This is a genomic window from bacterium (assembly GCA_023230585.1).
In the GTDB taxonomy this organism is placed as follows: Bacteria; Ratteibacteria; UBA8468; order B48-G9; family JAFGKM01; genus JALNXB01.
The window spans coordinates 1-19,342 of the sequence record JALNXB010000016.1 but is presented as its reverse complement, the minus strand read 5'-3'; the positions used below and the strand labels follow the sequence as shown (position 1 = coordinate 19,342).

The following is a 19,342-nucleotide window of genomic DNA, read 5'->3' as shown; positions in this document are numbered from 1 at the left end:
AACTACCGGGAGGTATAATGGAATTTGAAATAGGTTATATACTGGCTTTAGTCGTGATTGGTCTTAGTTTTCTTGGTTTTTTTCTGGCTTTAATTATTGATGAAATAAACAAAAAGAAAGGGATTTTTATCTTTATTCTCTCATTAGTTCTTTTTGCTTTAGGGATTTATTCCTATTGTATGGTTGCGCAATGGCAGAAAACTAAAGGTGGACATTCTCCAAACAAACTGAACTATTATCTTAATATTTATAGAGAACCTCCCCCATCTTCTAAAATACCATTTTAATAAAACAAATTATTTTTTTGATACTTTAGAGATTTTAAATAGAACTTTATCTCGTTCTGGTATTATTAATGTTTCGCCGGTTCTTGGGTTTCGAGCCTTTTTGGGCTTCATTCTTCTGGTTTCAAATACTCCGAACCCTCTAAGTTCAATTCTTTTACCGTCGCTCATTGCTGTAAATAATATTTCAAGAAAAGAATCTACGGTCTCTTTTACTAATGTTTTATTTAATCCTGTTTTATATACAACCTCTTCTACAAGGTCTTTTTTTGTCATTTTGTAATACCTCCCAAAAGATTATTAATTGAGTTTCAACTGCTCGGTTGAAAACGCTGATACCCCTTCAAGGTTGCCGTCAAAAAGAAAGAGTGCTCTGGTGTTTTTATCAACCTTTGGTGCTGTCTTTGAAGGAACAAAGTCTTGAGTATATCTTGCTGTGTCAGAAACTCTGAGCATATCAATACTTCCAGCAAAGGGTCCAACTGTAACTCTCTTTTCAGATTCAGATAATTGAAATACTCCTTTATCTGGAAATTGCTTAATTCCATATAATGGACGTTGTAAGGGTAGTTGTTTTCCATTAACAAAAATATTTACCTTTCCTTCCATTTTTTTTGCCCCTTCTTTTATATCCCATACATACGCAAAATGTACCCATTCGCCTTCTTTAAAGAAGTGTTCTCCCTCTCTACCAGAGATAGAGTTTTTACTTTTATCTGAAAAGAATTCTAACCTAATATTTGAATACAAATTTCTTATATTGGCTCTTGCATAATAACTATGGCTTACACCTAAACCTGGTCCTCTAAGGAAATATTGATAATCTCTTCTGACATTTTCAGGTAGAGGAATTTCATAGGTTGTATTATCCGACCTGTACCAGAATTCTATTGTTCCTGTTTTTCCAGGTAAAAACGTAAAACCATCGTCTAAAAGTTTATCTCCGCAAGGGAAAGATAATTTTTGCTCTTTTGCCCCTGATAACCTTAACGCTTTTCCGTCTAAACCGTCAGTAAATTGGAAGGTTTTAGAAGAAAATTGTGGTTTGGCAGGTGGAGTGGGATACGTATTTATTGTAACTTCAGGTAAATATTTTGGTGAGCCAAAAGATATTATAGAATCTATATTCAACAATTTATAGAAATAGGTAGGAGTTTTACCTTTAAAATCTACGAAAACAGTTTCTATGCTCCATACCCCGTAATTTCCATTAATAGGAATTGAAACAGTCCCAATATTTTTTAGTGAAGGCCCTAAAGCCACAGAATTATCTGGTCTTCTGATAGTCGCTGGTCGAGTTAGTAGAATATCAAGATTTTTAAGACCTTCTGGTACTGAAAAAAATAGAGGTACTCCCTCTGAAGACCTTCCGTATGAAGAACGTCCTCCGGAAACAGACCAGAAACCTTCTGGGCAGTAGAGTGCAATATTTGTAGCGGTAGAATCTAAAACTGTGAAACTGTCTTCATCTTTGATAGAAAGAAGGTATAACCCTGAATTTGTTTCTGCAGGAATAACAATACTTGCATAGATATTCTGCGAAACTTTTTCATAATCTTCTATTGCTTTAAGAAAATAAGAACCTGTTGGCATTCTTTTTTCTGTTTCTATCCTTACGTTCGAAAGAGGTCTATCACCATTCGAAACAGGATATCTCAAAACCTCAAGATTCGGTTGTTCAGATAAGGTATCCATGAAAATGTTGATACTTGTATCTTTACCTTTAATATGATTAAATAACACTTTCCCTTCAACTAAATTCATTGGTTTAACAACGAGAGGTGAAACCTTTCCACTCCACCCTTTATCTGAAATAAGTTTTAGGGCTGTTGGTAACCCAATTAACGGGTTATGCCATTCCCACGAACCGAGATGGGGTGGTAGGTTTTTCCAATCGAGTGGGTCTTTTGGCATTCCTGCAAGGTCTTTTGAAAGAGGATATTTTGAGGAATAGTATTTAATATCTCTCAATGTTTGCTCAACTACTCCCCTATACTTTTCTTCTCCTGTAAGCCAGTATGCAAGAGAGTATGTAAATGCGTCGTAATTCTTGTATGAGATGGCACTGGTTCTTCTATCAAAACGGTATCTTTGGTCAACTGTTTTTAAGAAAGCTTCTTTTCCAAGTTCATCTTTTGTTTCAAGATAGTACTCAAGAAAATTATGGCTCGCCCTATGGTCCTTATATTCTGCTCCGTAAGTACCGTTTGCAGTAAGGCGTATTCCGTTCTGGCTCTTAAGGTCTATTAACCCTCTTGTAAAATTTATGGAACGTTGAACACTAACTGGGTTCCAGTCAATTATTGCTGTGGTTAAAAGTGTTCTCATTGCAAGGAAACCCATTGGTATCGATAGTCTTGCGCTACCTTTAGAGTTTCTGTCAAAAGAGTCTTGTATAGAGTTAAGAATATCACGGGACCTTTCATTCCCAGTAAAATAATAATCATAAAGCCAGTGTCCAATATCGCCTCCGTGGGCAACAAATACAGATGTTCGGTCTCCCCAAGGAAACGGAACATATCTTGCTTCAATAATAGTTCCTTTCTTTTTTCCAGGAGATTCAAATCTTACAACAGACCAATCTCCTGTAAAGTTGCTAAACCTGTAGCCCAAATCAAAATACCTGCGTTCTCCACTTCTGGCATAATGTCTCCATGTTTCTCTCTTCATTCCGTATTCTCCGGGGAAAAAAGAGTTCCAAGCCATTACAGCTTTACCACTTTTCTGCTCTCCGTACCTGCATGGAGTTATACCCCACGCTAAAAATCCTGTTACAGGAAAAGCTCTCATTGGAATTTCTAACCTATCCCAGAGTTCAGATATAAGTTTCTCTTCAACTGGAAATTGGTCGGTATCTTTGTGAAGCATAGGATAGCCCATAGCCTCACTTTTGCATATCCATTCTGGTTCTGCAATTGCAAGAATCTCTTTTGAAGCAGCTGTTGCTGTTTGCATAACTTTTTCTGGGTTGTAGGTACCTATTGTGGGTATAAACCAGATATCGTGAGTTCTGCAACATCCTTGAGCATTACTCTTTATTTCGGCAATATTTTTTGCAGAACCTCCCCAACTTGGACGGTAAGATTTTCCCCAGGTTTCGAAATAGTCTTTGAAGACTGTTTCGCTCCGAAAATCGAGTTCTTTCCCTGAACGTGCAGACCATAAAACTGCTTTTGCTCCATTCTGCCCAAAAGAGATTTCTTTAGGAAACCTTTCAGCAAGCCAGGGCATTGCTAAAACAATACCGTAATTATTATAATCTCCGTAACCCCAATCTCCCGCTGTTTTAATTTTTGTCACAACCTTACTATTTCCGTTATTAGATTTACCTAAAAAACCTTTATATTCTCGTTCTAAAAAGTGAGGGTAATCGGACTGAAGCATATATGTTTCATCGCCTTGGTTGCTTACTTTGTTTACCACATCCTTTGAGTTTCCAGTTTCTTTTATTCCAAAATATGTGTCTGTTGGTTGGTTAGGGGTCTTAAATTCAAGCCCATAATCTTTGAACCATACCTTGTTGGTATCTAAAATAAAAATCAAAGAATGGGTTACTTTTATATGAGGTACACCAGCAGTAAAATATAGCCATACATCTGCCCCTGCAAGTTTTTCTCCAGTATCGGTTACGTACCAACCAGAACGTTTAATAACTAAACGGTTGGGTCCTTTTTTGAGTACTTTGCTTATAATTTGTGCAGTTTCTCCTGCTACCCTTGCTTGCCTACCTGAATTGTCAATCAAGTACGTTCCTGCGCCTGAATTTTTTAATATTTGTACTCTATCAGCACCAGAGATAAGCCACCCTTCTTCTGGAAGAAGTTTGTCTTTTTCAAATCTGTATACAGCAACACCTGTATTAACCTCAAATCCACCGTCTGATAGTTCTGTTACTTTTAAAGGGTTAGGGTAAGTGCCTCTTTTGATGTTTTCTCCAAATTCAACCCTGTAGTTACCTTGTGGAGACGCTGTGAACCCTGCTAATGCCCACCTAATACTGCCATCACGCCAGGTTGCGGTTATATCTACCTGAGAAGGTACTTCTTCCGCGCCGTTCATAATTCTTATGGTTGAAACATTGTTTAATTCGCCTTCAGAAAAAGGTATGCTAGCAATTATAGGCCAAGGGGAGTTTAGTCCTGAAACATCGTTTATTTTTATCCCAAAATTTCCAGCTGAACAACTTACTGCCCATAATAAGGTAGCCATTGTCACAAACAATATGCTTTTTCTCACTTTACGTACCTCCATATTATATTTCATCATTCAAAAATATGTTGAATTCTTTTTCTATTTGACTTAATTGTTTTACCTCTTCTGGAGTCGCAGGTAAAGAGGTTATTCTTAACTGGTCAGGACCACCAAGAGCCAGTTGGGAAGATTGTGCTCTGATGTATCTTACTGCAAGAATATTTTTTCCTTTCAAAACATCAACATCTACAAGGTGGTTCCATATTGAAAAAGGATAATACATATTGCTTGTTTCCACAGTGTTATGTATAAGTTTACCATTTATCCACGCTTGCATCCACCAATCTGCTCCCATACCGAGTGTAACTTTCTGTTTTTTATCTGAATTAAAAGTCAGAAATATATATGCAACACTACCAGTTGACGATTGTTTCAATATATTTGGAAAATCATAAATGGTACCCTTTATATCAATATCTATTGCGTCAACCTCTTTGCCTGCAACCACTATTTTTTCAGGGTAAGAGTTTAGTATATCCGACTTTAAAATAGGGTCGTTCTGATGAAACGGTCCAAACACTCTCCATGTTGATGGCCATTTTAGGGAACCAGAGATTTTTTCAAGCGGAGGCAATTTTTTTATTAAAGGTATTTTATACAAATCTTGGTTACCCATAGCGAAAAAAGAAGGCATATTTTCGGTTTTAATAAGCCCGCTATCAACACTTTCAAGAGCCCATAATCCAGGGCTATTTGAAGGAAGTTCAACCCATCCTTTCATCTTTTTACCATCATTAAATAATTCTCCATTAGGCATAAAAAGTGTACCACCTTTTTCAATAAAGATTTTTCCGTTCTCTACTCCTTTTTGTACTCTAAAAGATATTTTTAACGGTGGCGTTAACGCTGGAGGAGTCCAGCCGTCTGGTGCGTAAATAACAAGAGGAGTGTGTCTATCGGTAAATACTACAAAATTTTCTTTCCCGTTAATTTCAAGTTCGTAAAGACCACCTGGTGCATCTTTGGGAATATTAATATTGAAAACACCATAACTTTTTTCTGTGATAGTATGTAGATCGTTACCAGCCCAAATATGTCCAAAAACTGAATGAGGTTTAAGTTTAACTTTTCCACCTGTTGTCCAAGGTTTTAGTACCCCGTTCTCTTGCCTACCAGTAAAATGCTCTGCTGATGAACTGCCTTCTATCATAACAATAAGGTCCATAGACGTTTCTTCTTTCTCAAAAGGAAAATCTCTTCTTGTAGCGTTTTCTCCTGGTTTGATAAAGAAAATTCTCGCAGGCGGTTTATCAACTTTAAAAGATATATATGTTGAAGGTTTTATTTTTCTGGTTTCAACCTCTTTTTTTACGTCCATAGCAAGTGGTAACCCTTTAAAATATCTTGGTATCTGAGAAACACAGGTAAGTTTAACCTCGCCAGTCTCATAATCGACAGTTCTTTCTGCAACAAGTCTTCTTTGGCTATAATCAAATCTTGAAGCAACAGATGGTTCAAAAGTTTCTCTCCATAAAAAGTGTCCCATATACCCTGTTGAGCGATTCTGCCCATATATAGGCGGAGTAATACCACTTTTTTCCCAATTATATATTGATACAGATTTTGCCATCTCATAAAATAGTTTATCCCCAAAAATTTCGTATAACATTACCAATACATCGCCGTCGGTCTCCATTTTGTATGTTGAACTTCTATGTGGCCGGGCTTTGGTTAAAAGTATTTCACTTTCAGGGTCATAAAGATGAAACAGAGTCAGTTCATATAAAAGTTCTTTTAACTTTGGGTGCCAAGAAAACTCGTATGCTTCAGCAATGTTTCTCATAACAGAGATAACCCGCCAATGTTTTGTTTTTGAAGTAACATTTTCCACAACGGCGTCTGAATAATTGCTTAATATATCCCCAGCTCTGCGGTACCCTGTCATATAATAGTCAAAAAGTGCTTGGTCAAGGTTACCAGCAGTAGAAAGAGGTTTATCAGGGTTGGAAGTGCCAACCCAATATAGAGGTAAATCGAGAGGTCGGTTCCTCTGTTTCAGAGAACCTGGAGTACCAATATCATTAAGAAGAAACCCTTTTCTTTTATTGGTAAAATTCCAGTGAGAAATATTGTTATCCAGAAATGCTCTATTGGCTCCTTCTGCAAACTCTCTTATTAAACGGTCACCTGAACGTGCGTATAAGTACCAACTATCAGACCTTATAGTATAACTTCCACCCCTTAAATCGTGTATAATCCAAATTGGACCTGCATTATAATCTATAAACCCACCTAACTCTCCTCCCAATCCTTGTTTAACTTTCCCCCAAAAAAGGTTAGAAATAAGGGTCTCTTCAAAAGGAAACTCTTGTTTATTTTTAGGGTGTAAGGCTCCAAACACTTCCGTTTCTCTTACCCACTCAGGGCTAATATGTGCAAACACTTGTCTTGAATGTAAAAAACTTATTTCATTAGGTGTGTAATTGGTTAAGGTAGGGGATAAAAGCAGATGGTGAGTTTTACTCCATCCAACAGCGTTACTTGAATGTTTAGAAACAGAAGAGATATATTCATCAAGAAGTTCTCCTGATACCTTATCAACTTCTGGTATATTTTCTTTAGGTAACATACCCCAGTTTTTCATTACACTTTCCATCTTGAAGTCAAGTTCATCGCCTGCAACTTTTGAACTGAAAAGTTTTAGGTTAATTCTGTTGGAAGTAACTTCGAACTCCTTAGGATGTTGAGCAGAAGCATCTCTACAAGAAAAGATAAATCCGAAGTCTTTTCCTTCCAAACCTGCCCAATCCCCAATCTTTTTGTCTTGATAAAGAGGTTCTTGAGTTCCTTCTTCAATTACCTGTGCAACATTCTCCCCTTTTAAGTATGGCGTCCACGGTGTTGTTGGGTTTTTGCGTGTCCAATGATATATGCTAGGTTTAAGCCCAAAAGTTTTTCCTTCTTTTTGTATACTCCTGTAAACTTTCCCATCAGAAATGGGTAAAGATACTATTTTTATATCTTGCTTTTCTGTATCAGTTTTCTCTGATGTGTAAGCTGCCCACCCTTTTAAAGTAATATTTTTATCAGCAGGAAACCTGTCGTTTGCTGGACTCATACAAAAGATTGCTTTTGAAACTAACCCAGAAGCAACTTCTAATTCCCACCCAATATCTTTAAACCATATTTTTTCTGTATCTTCTGTGACTATAAATGTATGAGTAACTTTTACTTCAGGTCTACCAGCAGAAAATTTTAAACGGGTTATATGCCTTGCAATAGGCTCATCTTGAGTTATATAATCGCCCTCTATCCTTACTACTGCTGACACAGGTCCTTTTGACTCAAGTTTAACCAAACTGTTTTTAGATGATGCTTTTGCAAGACGCCCATTTTGATCAATAACATAAAGTCCTTTAGAACTCCCTTCTTTTGCAACAACCTTATTGTTAAAACGAACTTCTTTAATAAGAGAACCGCTTGGTTCAACAACATATTCCACTATACCTGTGTTAATAAAAAAGGTGTCTCCTTTTTTTTCAACTCGTAAAGGGGTTGAAGGGGTGCTTGCTACACTTCTTTTATTCGCCTCAACATATATTTTGTCATCTTTTTTACCAGAAACAAGGGTATCAACCCAAAGCCATTTTATTGAGCCCTCTTCAGACCATAACCCTGCAGTTTCAAGTTGCGAAGGGATTTCTCTGCCCTGTGCATTAACTACCCTTAATGTAGATGGTTCCCATACACTCCCAGCAGGCAAAGGAAGTCCGAACCTTAAAGGATAATTCTTTACTTTCTCAACACCCTCGGGTATATCAATAGTAATCGGTATTTTGGTCCCTTTTGTGAGAGGTTTTATAGGGTTGGCAGATATCCAAGTTTCAGATACACCCAGAACATTTTTTTTGTTATCAAACCACTCAGCACGAAGCTTTACTGTTTCAGAAGGTATGTTTCTCATATCTATTCGTATAATTGCGTGAGAATCAAGAACAGGTTCAGTTTTTTCAAAAAGAGTTTTGTTAGAACTGATATCAGAAATTGCTATTTTTAAAGTGTTATCTTTGTAATTGCCAATATTGGTATCAAGTTTAACAAGTATATCAAACCATCTTTCTGAGGATTTTATTTTGTTCCGGCAACTATGTAAAGTTAAACCGTTCAAACTTAAAGTATTAGCAGTTTTTTGCCAAGGAAGAATTTTTGCTAAGTTTGAAAACTCAATTTTTATGGTTTCACTGTTGCCTGAAAAGGCAATTAACGAAAAAGCAAAAAGTACAGTATAAAAAATTTGATATTTTCTCATTTTTCTTCTTTTCTCCATTAACCTTTCTGAAAACATTATGGGATTGGTTAGTTTTCCCTTGCAAAGTTAGAACAAGGAACCGACTTCTAAGGTTTATTTATGGTTCTCTATTATATTTTCTACCTTTACAAGCCGACCAACGGTAAACCCCTGATAACATATAGAACTCTCCTTAACATCTTCACCCCAAGTTGTCCGACCATTACTATATATTAGACCGTCAAAAGGTGCTTTATAACTCCAAAGAGTTTCAAAAGTTTCAAGTGAAACTACTCTGGTTGTTACCTGACCTTTTTTTACAAAATCCCCTACATTTGCTTCAGATATAATAAGTCCTTCTGCTTCGGATATTATCGAAACCATTTCGCTTTCTTGGTACATTTCATATTGTATTGGAGGTAACTCAATTTCTCCTTCCAACATACCAGTAAACTTTAAACTGTTAGTAATACCTCTAACCCCATATTCAACAGAAACAGGGTTAAGCACGGATTGAGGAGTTAATTCACATACAAGAATTTTGGGTTTACCTGTTTTTTGGGCAAGATTTAGTATCATACCAAAAGGAATTTCTTTTTTTCTCTCTCTTATTTTTAACCAAGGAAGCCCAAAAGCTCTAACAAGGTCAGTATTTTCTTTGTATCCCCAAACCAACGAAATAGAAGTACTGCTCCAACCGTGAAGGTCTATTATAAGGTCGGCTTTCTTTAGCCAGGTTTTCATTACTGTTTGAGTAATAGCAAAAGTGTAAGTATCGGCAGAAGGTTTGTCTATCCAGCATCTATCCATATTGTACGCCAAAGTTGGACCGCCGGACCTGTCAAGATAGACTTTTCTATACCTAAATTCTTCCATAGGGTAATCTTGTCTTCTTGTGAGGACTGCAATAGGGTTCATTACAGGTAGAAAAACTATTGTACCTTTCAATTTTGTGGGGTCTATCTGATTAAAAACTTTTTCTATTGCAGCAATTCCGTTAAGTTCTCTACCGTGCTGACCTGCTGTTATCACTACAAGAGGTCCATCAGAAGAGCCCTTAATTTTTAAGACAGGCAACCTTGCTTTTACTCCTTGTGACCACTCTGAAACTTCTAAAAAACTTTTTTCTTTGAAACCGCTTTTTTTTGCCATTAATTTTCTCCTTTAATTGTTTATTCTGAGTATCATCAAGGGACAAACTCCTCTTTTATCCTTGCCTTGTCGCCGTTTTGTGGCGTTGCGAGGAGCGTTTTATTCCATAGTTTTCGTAGGAATTGCGACGTGGCAATCCTCGTCTTTATCCTATACACTATTGTTTATTCCCATTCCTTTTCCGCCTTCGGCGAGATTGCCACGTTACGAAACCCCTCCTACGCCAAGGCTTCGGCGGGTAAAGCTCGCAAGATAAACTACAAAAGACGGAATGGGGGGCTGTTAACTAAAGGTTCAAGCCTTTTGTTCCCCTACTCTAAGCCTGTTAAGCCCTTCGGAGATGCTTTATATGCAGAAGGGTGAGTTCTCAGAGTGCCCGATTGTGGCGTAGATGGTGTATGCGCTGTAGTACCAGAGTGAGTAGACACCCCATACGCTTTTTTACCAACAATAGGCTCTTTTGTAAAAGCAGAAACCCCTTTAAGGTTATTATCAAATTCAAATAATGCCCTTGTATTCTTATCAAGCCCGTATTTTTTTGATGGTTCAAAATCGTTTGTATACCTAACGATATCCGAAATTCTTAAAAGGTCAATTGTTCCATCAAACGGACCTATTGATATATTTTCTACTTCAAATGAAAGTTTAAACTGGGGAGAACCTTTTAGATTTGTTACCCTAGTATATCCACTGGTGGGGAGAAGCCGTTTTCCATTTAGGTAAATATCTAAGTTTCCGTCCATCTTTTTGCCTTCTTCTACTTTCCAAACAAAAGCTAAGTGGTTCCATTCGTCTTTATAAAAGAAACAGTTTCCTATAAATCCTGGTAAAGGAAAAGTTGTCTTAATAGGTCTTAATTCAAGTCTTAGATTAGAATCAAAACTTCTTTGTCCTGCCCTTGTTTCAGTATGATGTCTTAGATGTAGACTTGAGGATTTTAAAAAGGTCTGACTTATAACCTGAGTCATCTTCATTGGAGTTTCGTGGGAGGTTCTGTCTGATCTGAACCAGAATTCTACTGTCCCTTCATTTTCAGGGAAAAAAGTATACCCGCCTGCCTCAAGTTGTTTACCTCTTGAAAAAACTATTGTCTGACCGTCTGATAACCGCATACCTTTGTTAGAAATACCTTCCACAAACTCAAACGGTTCTGTTGGACTTGGTAATGAGGTTCGAACAGTTTGTACAGGTTGCCCAACAGTTTTTTCAGGTAGTAAATCTGGACTGATAAAGGAGACTATCGGCTCAACATTAATAAGTTTAATAAAGACAGGCGGACAAGTTGAACGGAAAGTATTGTCATATTCTACACTCCAAATGCCGCCCTTCCCTTCTACTGGTATCTTTACATTTCCAATATTTTCTTCAGAAAAATCTAACGCTATTTCTCCGTCAGGGTACAAGATTTTTGCAGGGCGACCAAGAAAAATTTCCACTTCTTTCAACTTTTCAGGTACTTTAAAAAATGCTGGCAGACCCTCTCCTGAACGTCCATACGAACCGCTCCCTGAATGTTGTCCCATAGATATAGACCAGAACCCTAAAGGACAATAAAGGGCAACTTTATCAGAGGTTGAATCAAGTACGGTAAAAGTAACATCCTGAGTAAAACTGAGGAAATACAAACCTTCAAGAGTTTCTGAAGGAACTGTTACATTCAAATTAAAAGTTTTAGAAGTTGATGGGTAAATATCAGGTTTAGTTGTAAAGAAAGGCCCTAAACTCATAACTTTTTCAATTTCTGTTTTAACTCCTTTAATATGCTTTTTGCTTTTATAAGAAGTGATTTGTGGGAGTAAAAGTTCAATGTTGCTACTAATTTTCACGCATATATTCAACTCTGTATCTTTACCTTTTTGGTGGTAAAATATTACTTCACTAACTGGTTCTTTCATAGGTTTTACAACAAGAGGTGTTGTTTTACCACTCCACCCTTTTTCTGAGAGAAGTTTTAAGGCAGTTGGTAACCCTATAAAAGGGTTATGGTATTCGTGATGACCCATAAAAAAAGTTGTTCTTGGTCCAGGAAACCTGCCCGGAACATACAGGTTTTTCCAATCAAGCGGGTTTGTCGGTTTTTGAGCAAGGTCTTCTGATAAAGGAGAAGAGTGATGGTAATAACGGGTTTCTCTTACAACTTCCTCTGCGATTGTTCTATACTTCTCATCACCTGTAAGCCAGTAAGCAATAGAATGAGTGAAACCATCATAATTTTTATAAGATACAAACGCACCTCTCCTGTCAAACCTGTACCTCTGGTCAAGAAGTTTCAAAAACGCTTCTTTTGCAAGTTCATCTTTTGTTTCAAGATAGTATTCAACTATATTATGGCTTGTTCTATGGTCTTTGTACATTGAACCGTAGTGATCTTTAAAGAGACAAAACCCGTTCTGGCTTTCAAGGTCTATCATCTCGTCTACAAGTTCTTTTAAAGCCTTACCTGCGTCTTCATCCCAATCCATTATGTGGAGTGTTAACAATGTTCTTATTCCGAGAGCGTGAAAATGACCAGGAACACCTTTAGGTCTCCAACCAAGTTTTTTAAAAGAGTCTTTTATTATTTTAACCAACTCAAAAGATTGCTCGTCTCCTGTAAGATAATAGTCTAATAACCAGTGTCCTATATCTCCTGCGTTTATACTAAAAGGGTGAGTACGGTCCCCCCAAAAAAGAGGTATCAACCCTGCTCTACCGCTACCTCCTGGTGTGGTAATAAATCTGCCTTTAATTTTCACAGGTGAACCGGGTGCATCCCAATGGGCAAGGTACCAGTCACCTGTAAAACGGCTAAAACGATGCCCGTAGTCGTAATACCTTCTTTCTCCGCTCCTTGCCAGATGTCTCCACGGTTCTCTTCTAACTCCGTATTCTCTTAAATTAGATAAAGCGTGGAAGGTTGACATAGGTTTACCACCAGCCTCTCCGTAACTTCTATCAGGGTAACAACCCCAAGCAATATACCCCATCATTGGAAAGGCTTTTAAAGGCATAATAAATCTATCCCAATGTTCAGAAATAATTGTTTCTTCTTCAAGGAATTTTTCAGTGTCTTTATGTAGCATCGGGTATCCCATTGCTTCTGTTTCGCATAACCATTTATGGTCAGCAAAGGCAAGAATTTGCCTTGCACCTGCTAAAGCCGTTTTTCTGACAATTCCTTCTTTATATTCCCCAAAAAGAGGTAAGAACCAAATATCATGAGTTCTTGCTGTACCTTGTGCATTGCTCTTTAAGGCGTCAAGTTCAGTATCTTTTAGCAAACTTAACCCTTTTGTTACCCAATTCTTGTAGTAATCCTTAACAAGAGTTTTAGCTCTAAAATCAAGTTCGTTACCGCTCCTGCCTGACCATAAAACTGCCCTTGCACCTCTTTGTCCAAAAGATATCTCTTTGGGGAATCTCTCTGCTAACCAAGGCATTACAATCGTTATCCCGTAACTACCATAATCCCCATAACCCCAATCACCTGCTATTTGTAGTTCTGCAATAGTTGAGTCTTTACCATTAGCACTTTTACCAAGAACTGCTTTATAGTCTCTCTCAGCAAAATGTGGGTAATCAGATTGTAAAATATATGTTTCATCACTATTATTTATTATCTTACCAACAGTTTCTTTTTCACCCGGTTCTCCGAGAGCAAAAAATATATCTTTTGGCTGTTCGGGTGTTTTAAATTCAAGCCCGTAATCCTTAAACCAGACCTTGTTTGTATCCTCAGTAAATATTAGAGAATGTGTTATCTTGATATGAGGTACTCCAGCAGTGAAATATAACCATACATCTGCCCTTGCAAGTTTTTCGCCAGAGGTGGTTACATACCAACCAGAACGTTTAATCGCTAAACGGTTAGGTCCTTCTTTAAGTACCTCATTTGTTATTTCAGATGTCTCTCCTGATACCCTTGCTTCTCTGTTGGAATTGTCAATCAAATATGCGCCTGCACCAGAGTTTTCCAATATCTGTCTTTTCTCTTTACCCGAAACAATCCAACCTTCATCAGGGAGAAGTTTATTTTTAACGAACCTATATATTGCAACCCCAGTATTTACTTCAAATCCGTCATTGGGCAGTTTTGTAACTTTTAAAGGGTTAGGGTATCTTCCTCGTTTGATACCTTCTCCAAATTCAACTCTGTAATTACCTTGCGGAGATGCAGTAAACCCTGCTAATGCCCACCTAATACTACCATCGCGCCAGGTTGCTGTTACATCTACTTGCGAAGGGACTTCTTTCTCTCCGCTCATTATTCTTATATTTGAAGAATCAATAATTTCTCCTTCTGGAAAAGAAATACTTGTTAGAATAGGCCAAGAGGTGTTAAGACCAGAAACATCATTGATTTTTATAGGGAATTCTCCTGCCTTTAGTGTGAAACTAAATAAAAGAAAAAATACCATAAGAAAACACTTCTTTATTTGCTCCATTTTAACTCCTTTGTTTGTTTTTGCTTTTTTATCCTTGCCTTGTCACCGTTTTGTCGCCTAACGCACCAGTTTTACCATCCTGAACTTGTTTCAGGATCTCTCACTTAACCCACGCCGGTAGTAGGCACAACGTGAAAAACGAGATTCCGGATCAAGTTCGGAATGACAAGCGTGGGCAATCCCTCGTATTTTTCCCTACTATTGTTTATTCCCATTCCTTTTCCGCCTACGGCGAGATTGCCACGTTACGAAACCCTCCTACGCCAAGGCTTCGGCGGATAAATCTCATCCCATTAACCTCTCTGCAACCCCTTGGGGACTTACTACTACAAACACTCCAAGGGGAGAAGGCAAAAAGAGGGAGTGAGTAGACACCACATATTATTTTTTACCAACGACAGGTTCTTTAGTAAAAGCCGATACTCCTTTAAGGTTATTGTCAAAATTAAAAAATACCCGTGTATTCTTATCAAGCCCATATTTTTTTGATGGCTCAAAATCTTCTGTGTACACAACCCTATCAGATATTCTTAAAAGGTCCATATTTCCATTGAAAGGTCCTAAAACAATTTCTTTATTTTTATCATCGGCAAGTTTAAAAAATGTTGTTCCTTTCACTTGATTTATTCTATAGGGAGCATTTTTCGTAAGCAATTTTTTGCCATTGATAAAAATATTCATTTCCCCTTCCATATTTTTGTCGCTTTCTTTTATATCCCACGTGTAAGAAATATGAGCCCACTCTCCTGTTTTAAAAAAATGCCTGCCTTGAAACCCAGCAGCAACTCTATTTTTCTCTTGTTCTAAAACTTCTACTCTTAACATTCCGTAGATATTGGTGAAATTGAGCAAATTCCAATACCTGTGAAAAAGTTTGATATGAGAACTTGTTAAGAAAGGAATATCAATTATTTGGGTCATCTCCATAGGAATTTCCCATGTTGTCCAATCTGGTTTAAACCAGAATTCTATTGTTCCTTTCTCAAAAGGAAAATATGTGTACCCTCCTGAATTGACAGGTTCTCCTTTGGAAAATTTTAAAGTCTGTGCTCCTGATAGTTTGACAGCTTTTCCTGTTATTCCTTCTGAAAATTGTAGGTCTGTTTTCGAAGAAGGAGATGCAACTGAGGCTACTTTAATTGGTTTACCTGTTGTATTTTCGGGAAAAAAATCTGGCGAGCCAAAAGTTACTATAGGCTCAACGTTCAGCAATTTTACAAAGAAAGGAGTGGAACGACCTTGTACAGAAGTAGTGTAGAATTCCACACTCCACATTCCTCCCCTACCTTCTGTTGGAACTACCAGTTCCCCTATATTTTTGTTAGACCAATCAACGACAATAGAACCATCTGGTGCTCTTAGACGTACTGAACGTCCCAGAAAAATTTCAAGTTCTTTAAGGTTTTCTGGTACGTAAAAGAAAGCCGGCCTCCCTTCTCCTGCTCTACCAAACTCAGAACCAGAGTGGTCACCTACACATATTGACCAGAAACCGTCTGGACAGTATAATCCTGCTTTATCAGAACTTATTTCCAGAAGGGTAAAAGTATCTTTTTCAGAAAAAGATAAAAGATATAGTCCGCTTGTAGTTTCTGAGGGAATTTCAAGATAAATATGGTATTTTTTATCTGTTACGGGATATTTTTCTGGCCTACTAAGAAAATATTTTCCAAAAGGCATCATCTCTTCAATGTCTGTTTTTATACCAGCGACAGGTCTGCTTTGCTTGTTTTCTGGGTAGGGGAAGATGTTAAGTTTTATCTCTTTTTCTTCTGTTTCGAGATATAAACTCATTTTTGTTTTCTCTCCTTTTTTATGTGAAAACAGTATTTTCCCTACTGGGTTACTCATAGGTTTAACTAAAATAGGGGTAGTCTTTCCGCTCCAGCCTTCCTTATCAAGAAATTTCAAAGCGGTGGGAATTCCTATGAAAGGGTTGTGGAATTCGTGTTGACCAAGATGAAAAGTTGTGCGGGGCCCAGGAAAAATCGGAAAGATATAAAGATTTGACCATTCGAGAGGATTCTCTGGCTTCTGTTTTAGTTGTTCTTTAAGAGGATTTAAACTTGTATAATGTAACAAATCTCGTAGAGTCTGTTCAACAACCCTTTTGTGGCTCTCTTCTCCTGTGAGCCAGTAACCAAGAGAATGCATAAAAAGGTCGTGGTTTTTGTGACCGGCAGGCCTATACCTACGGTCAAAGCGGTATCTCTGGTCAATAAGTTTCAATATTGCCTCTTTCACCAGTTCGTCACCTGTCTGCAAGTAATACTCAGCAAGAGCAAAACTGGTACGATGGTCTTTATATAAAGCCCCATAACCGCCTCCTTTCAACCCATTCTGACTTTTGAGATCTATAATGGAATAGGCAATATTTTTGGCAGTCTGTATAGCGTTTTCATCCCAATCGAGCATAGATAATGTAATAAAAGTTTTTATAGACGTATCAGTGGGTTGAATAGTCCATTTAGTTTCAACAAAAGCCTCTTTAATCTTATATACAATATCAAGAGATTTTTCATCTCCTGTTAAATAGTATTCAAAGAGCCAGTTATCTATAACACCAGCATTGATATTAACCGATGTGTAATCTCCCCAAAAAACAGGAAGTTTTGGGTATTTTCCGCCATAAGATCTTGAGTTTATAAAATTACCCATCCTTTTTTCGGGAGCATCACAATGGGCAACGTACCAGTCGCCTGTAAAACGGCTAAAACAATGCCCCAAATCATAGTATGTTCGTTCCCCACTTCTTGCATAAAGCCGCCACGGTTCTCTGCGTAAACCGTAATCTCTTAAAGATTCAATAGTATTTAAGGCAGCATAGGGCTTACCTTTTGCTTCGTGGTAACTTCTTGATGGAAAACATCCCCATGCCATAAACCCGTTCATAGGGAATGCCTTAAGTGGAAGTATCATTCTTTGCCAGTATTCTGAAAGAAGGTTCTCTTCTGCTGGAAAGTTTTTTGTATCTTTATGTAACATCGGACAACCAAACGCTTCTGTTGAACATACCCATTCAGGAGTAGCTAAAACAAGAACCTGTTTTGTTGATGCTAAAGCAAGTTTTTTTACTTTTTCCTCTTTATACGTGTCAGGTACTGGTAAAAACCATATATCGTGTGTTCTTGAACCTCCTTGGGCATTACTTGGTCTTGAAAGAATACTTTCGTTAGGGGTCGGGAACCCAGGAGCCCAGTTTTGCCAATAATCTTTTATCAATGAACTTATACGGAAATCAAGTTCTTTCCCTGAACGCCCAGACCAGAATACAGTTTTCGCACCTTTTTTTCCAAAAGATATTTCTTTGGGAAACCTCTCTGCCAACCAAGGCATTACCAGCGTTATTCCGTAATTACCATAATCCCCATAACCCCAGTCACCTACTGTCTGCAGTTCTGCAACAATTGTGTCTTTACCATTATCACTTCTACCAAGAGTTGCTTTATAGTCTCTCTCGGCAAAGTGTGGGTAATCGGCTTGTAGTATATATGTTTCATCCCCGTTATTGATAATTCTGCTAATCTGAGCGTCAGTTTCGGGTTTTCCAAGTGCAAAATATGTTTCTTTTGGTTGTTCAGGCGTTTTGAACTCAAGACCGTAATCTTTGAACCAGACTTTATTTGTATCTTCTGTAAATATAAGTGTGTGTGTTATCTTTACATAAGGTACACCAGCAGTGAAATATAACCATATATCTGCCCGCGCAAGTTTTTTGCCAGAGGTGGTTACATACCAGCCAGAACGTTTAACTGCTAAACGGTTGGGACCTTCCTTAAGGAAAGTGTTTGTTATTTCAGATGCCTCTCCTGATACTCTTGCTTCTCTGTTGGCATTGTCTATCAAGTAGACACCAGCGCCAGAGTTTTTCAAGATTTGTCTTTTCTCTTTACCAGCAATAAGCCAACCTTCGTCTGGAAGAAGTTGATTTTTATCAAACCTATATATTGCAACCCCTGTGTTTATCTCAAATCCACCGTTGGGTTGTTTTGCTACTTTTAAAGGGTTGGGGTATTTTCCTCGCTTGATACCTTCTCCAAATTCAACTCTGTAATTACCTTGTGGGGATGCAGTAAACCCTGCTAATGCCCACCTAATACTGCCGTCACGCCAAGTTGCTGTTACATCTATCTGGGAAGGAACTTCTTTCTCTCCGCTCAGTATTCTTATATTTGAAGAATCTGTAAGTTCTCCTTCTGGGAAAGGTATACTGGCGATTAAAGGCCAGGGAGTGCTTAAACCTGATATATCATTGATTTTTATAGGAAATTCTCCTGCCTTTAATGTAAAACTAAAGAAGAGAAAAAATATAATAAGAAAGCACTTCTTTATCTTCTCCATTTTAACTCCTTTCTTTATTTTTGTTCCTTCCCCTTCTTTTTCCGCTGATGTAGTGATGAAGGTCGGACCTCGGGATTTTATGGAGGTCTGGCCTTAGTCTTCATAGAATCTATTTTTGCGAGGAATGCTTTTAATGACGTGGCAACCCTCGTATTTATCCTTGCCTTGTCGCCGTTTTGTCACCTAACGCCCCAGTTTGTTATCCTGAACTTGTTTCAGGATCTCTCATTTAACCCACGCCGGTAGTATGCACAACGTGAAAAACGAGATTCCGGATCAAGGCCGGAATGACAAGCGTGGGGGTAACTTTATCCTTTATCATTACGTTTTTTCGTTTTCTCTTAACTTGCTAACCGCCCCTCCACCTACGCCAAGGTATACCTGCCGAAGCTTGTACTTTAGCGTAGGTTGGCTTCGGTGGATAAAGCTCGCAAGATAAACTACAAAAGACGGAATGGGGCAAAGACGTAAAGACCCCCTCACCCTTAATCCCTCTCCCCCAAGGGTAAGGGCCAAGAGAGGGAGAGAGTAGACACCACATACGCTTTTCTTTTCTTTCGTTAAAAAAGTATGTGTCTATGAACGAATTACGAGGTGCTACTACAACTCAAGCAAGAATCGGGCTGTTAACAAAAGGTTCAAGCCTTTTGTTCCCCTACTCT

7 protein-coding genes are annotated in these 19,342 nt (G+C 37.9%); 1 reads left to right on the top strand and 6 read right to left on the bottom strand.

All coding sequences use genetic code 11. The annotated features are described in order from the left end of the window. The first annotated feature begins 17 nt into the window (after positions 1-17). The gene (locus tag M0P98_04380; protein MCK9266106.1) at positions 18-287 is read left to right on the top strand and encodes a hypothetical protein; all 270 of its coding nucleotides are present in this window, start codon (positions 18-20) and stop codon (positions 285-287) included. Between the two features lie 9 nt (positions 288-296). On the opposite strand, the gene M0P98_04375 is transcribed toward M0P98_04380, so the two are convergent. The 6 genes from M0P98_04375 to M0P98_04350 all read right to left on the bottom strand — a co-directional run bounded on the left by M0P98_04375 (position 297) and on the right by M0P98_04350 (position 18,680). Further along, positions 297-560: an integration host factor subunit beta gene (locus M0P98_04375; GenBank protein MCK9266105.1), complete on the bottom strand. Its 264-nt coding sequence runs from the start codon at positions 558-560 to the stop codon at positions 297-299. A gap of 24 nt (positions 561-584) precedes the next feature. Then, positions 585-4,520 carry a LamG domain-containing protein gene (locus M0P98_04370; protein ID MCK9266104.1) on the bottom strand — a complete coding sequence of 1,312 codons (3,936 nt, stop codon included), beginning with the start codon at positions 4,518-4,520 and terminating at the stop codon, positions 585-587. A gap of 16 nt (positions 4,521-4,536) precedes the next feature. Then, a complete protein-coding gene (locus tag M0P98_04365) occupies positions 4,537-8,784 on the bottom strand; it encodes a hypothetical protein (protein ID MCK9266103.1) in 4,248 nt (1,415 codons plus the stop codon). Positions 8,785-8,877: 93 nt separating this feature from the next. Next, positions 8,878-9,915 (bottom strand): succinylglutamate desuccinylase/aspartoacylase family protein, encoded by a 1,038-nt coding sequence (locus M0P98_04360; protein ID MCK9266102.1) that lies wholly within the window; start codon positions 9,913-9,915, stop codon positions 8,878-8,880. A gap of 311 nt (positions 9,916-10,226) precedes the next feature. Then, a complete protein-coding gene (locus tag M0P98_04355; protein MCK9266101.1) occupies positions 10,227-14,339 on the bottom strand; it encodes a LamG domain-containing protein in 4,113 nt (1,370 codons plus the stop codon). A gap of 381 nt (positions 14,340-14,720) precedes the next feature. Then, positions 14,721-18,680 (bottom strand): LamG domain-containing protein, encoded by a 3,960-nt coding sequence (locus M0P98_04350; protein ID MCK9266100.1) that lies wholly within the window; start codon positions 18,678-18,680, stop codon positions 14,721-14,723. Between the last annotated feature and the right edge of the window lie 662 nt (positions 18,681-19,342).

Excerpts from the sequence above, each read along its gene's own strand:
- M0P98_04380 (MCK9266106.1), top strand. The coding sequence starts at position 18 with ATGGAATTTGAAATAGGTTATATACTGGCTTTAGTCGTGATTGGTCTT.
- M0P98_04375 (MCK9266105.1), bottom strand. The coding sequence starts at position 560 with ATGACAAAAAAAGACCTTGTAGAAGAGGTTGTATATAAAACAGGATTA.
- M0P98_04365 (MCK9266103.1), bottom strand. The coding sequence starts at position 8,784 with ATGAGAAAATATCAAATTTTTTATACTGTACTTTTTGCTTTTTCGTTA.
- M0P98_04360 (MCK9266102.1), bottom strand. The coding sequence starts at position 9,915 with ATGGCAAAAAAAAGCGGTTTCAAAGAAAAAAGTTTTTTAGAAGTTTCA.
- M0P98_04355 (MCK9266101.1), bottom strand. The coding sequence starts at position 14,339 with ATGGAGCAAATAAAGAAGTGTTTTCTTATGGTATTTTTTCTTTTATTT.
- M0P98_04350 (MCK9266100.1), bottom strand. The coding sequence starts at position 18,680 with ATGGAGAAGATAAAGAAGTGCTTTCTTATTATATTTTTTCTCTTCTTT.